Source organism: Skermanella sp. (assembly GCF_059503625.1).
The window spans coordinates 1-2,481 of the sequence record NZ_JCACHA010000405.1 but is presented as its reverse complement, the minus strand read 5'-3'; the positions used below and the strand labels follow the sequence as shown (position 1 = coordinate 2,481).

The 2,481-nt window shown below is 60.2% G+C and carries 2 protein-coding genes; both read left to right on the top strand.

Translation table 11 applies throughout. The features are described 5' to 3' along the window. The first annotated feature begins 222 nt into the window (after nt 1-222). Entirely contained in the window at nt 223-1,446 is a 1,224-nt protein-coding gene (cyoA, locus tag AC5JJ6_RS08945; protein WP_496041699.1) for a ubiquinol oxidase subunit II, read from the top strand. A gap of 124 nt (nt 1,447-1,570) precedes the next feature. Then, a partial coding sequence (locus tag AC5JJ6_RS08940) for a cbb3-type cytochrome c oxidase subunit I (protein WP_496041698.1) occupies nt 1,571-2,481 on the top strand: 911 nt, incomplete at its 3' end.

The window sequence follows — 2,481 nt, the reverse complement described above, 5'->3', positions numbered from 1 at the left end:
ACCAGCTCTGCATATGATAGTACGATAACACACTTGCCTCCCTCAACAAAGCCCATCAAGATGCCGCGCGAAGACGTGAGAGGACGATCACCGCTTTCTGTCAGGTTAAGTGTCTCAAAGGTTCCCTCCGCCTTCGACTGATGGAAACGAAACGCACGTGGAGCGGTCCAGGTGCCCCAATACTGCACAATGTGTCAAGGATCGATCGTTGGAAGCCCTGCCGTGAATTCTTATGGGAAACTACCAAGGACGCCAGCGCCGCCATCACGGTGCCTGTCGAATATACTACGAACGGTCGGAGTACTGCTTTTCGCTGTTATCCTTGCAGGGTGCGATACCGTCATCCTGAACCCATCGGGGTACGTAGCGCTTCAGCAGCGCAATCTGATCATCGTATCGACGATACTGATGCTTCTGATCATCGTACCCGTCATAGCCCTGACGCTGATCTTCGCGCGGCGCTACCGTGCCGATAACAAGGACGCCGTCTACGATCCGGACTGGCACCATTCCACCCAGCTGGAAGTGGTGATCTGGACGGCTCCGCTGATGATCATCATCGCCCTCGGCGCCATCACATGGCTGGCCACCCACACGCTCGACCCGTACCGGCCGCTGACCCGGATCGACGGTGAACAGGCGCTCCCGGCGGATGCGAAGCATCTCGACGTCCAGGTGGTGGCGCTCGACTGGAAATGGCTGTTCTTCTACCCGGAACTGGGCATCGCGTCGGTCAACGAACTGGCGGCGCCCGTGGACGTCCCGGTCTCGTTCAAGATCACATCGGCGACCGTGATGAACTCCTTCTTCATTCCGGCTCTTGCAGGTCAGGTATACGCCATGGCGGGTATGCAGACGCAGCTGCATGCCGTGATCAACGAGGAAGGCGTCTACAACGGCTTTTCGGCCAACTACAGCGGCTCCGGTTTCTCCCGCATGAACTTCGCGTTCCACGGGATGTCGCAGCAGGGCTTCGACGAGTGGGTGGCGAAGGTAAAGAGGGAGGGTAAAAACCTCGACCGCGCCGCTTATATGTGGCTCGAAAAGCCGAGCGAGCAGACGCCGGTGCAGTACTTCTCGACCGTGGAAAACGGCCTCTACGACGCTGTCCTGAACATGTGCGTCGCTCCCGGCAAGATGTGCATGAACGAGATGCATCACATCGACGCCATGGGCGGGGCCGGTACGGAGAGCCACGAGAACCGTGAGCGGTTGCAGTACGACACCCACCGGGCGGAGCATGGCGACGAAGCGTCGGGTGCTACGTTCCCCGCATCCGGGCGTCCTCCCCGCAGCGGCGACGTTCAGCCGGAAGGCATGAAGCCCGATGCGGTCGCTCCCGAGGCCAACCAGCCGCAGCCCGAACCGGACGCGCACCAGGGACACGGCGTTCCGGGTTCGCCCGATACTCCGGCTCCGGCGCAATTGAACGACAAGCCTGACTGACGGCAGGCTCAATCGATGAAGCCGCGAGAAAGCGGCCGGCAATCAACAGAGCCGCGGGGAAGCGGCCTTATGGAACTTGGACTTGCTAAACTTGGTCTCGCAGTAATCGGAATGGGCAGATTGAATGTTCTCAGATCCTGATGTCCAGCAGTTCATCTTCGGACGGCTGACCTGGGAGGCGATCCCTTATCACGAACCTATTCTGCTGGTGACATTCGCCGCAGTGGCATTGGGCGGCATCGCCCTGCTGGGTGCCGTGACGTATTTCGGCAAATGGGGCTATCTCTGGAATGAGTGGTTCACCAGCGTCGATCATAAGAAGATCGGCATCATGTACGGCATCCTGGCGATCGTGATGCTGCTGCGCGGCTTTGCCGACGCGATCATGATGCTGACGCAGAAAGCCATCGCGTTCGGCCCCAACGAGGGCTACCTGCCGCCGCACCATTTCGATCAGGTGTTCACCGCCCACGGCGTGATCATGATCTTCTTCTTCGCGATGCCGCTCGTGACGGCCGTGATGAACTTCGTCATGCCATTGCAGATCGGTGCGCGCGACGTCGCTTTCCCGTTCCTGAACAATTTCAGCTTCTGGATGACCGCCGCCGGCGCCGCGATCACCATGCTGTCCCTGTTCGTCGGCGAGTTCGCCCGGACCGGCTGGCTGGCGTATCCGCCGCTGTCGGGGGCGGCGTACAGTCCCGGAGTGGGGGTCGATTACTACATCTGGGGATTGCAGGTAGCCGGTGTCGGCACGACGCTGTCGGGGATCAACCTGATAGGGACGATCGTGAAGATGCGGGCGCCGGGCATGACGATGATGAAGCTGCCCGTGTTCACCTGGACGACGCTCTGCACCAACATCCTGATCGTCGCCGCCTTCCCGGTGCTGACCGCCACCCTGACCTTGCTGACGCTCGACCGTTACGTGGGAACCCATTTCTTCACGAACGATCTCGGCGGCAACCCGATGATGTACATCAACCTGATCTGGATCTGGGGCCACCCGGAAGTCTACATCCTGATCCTGCCCGC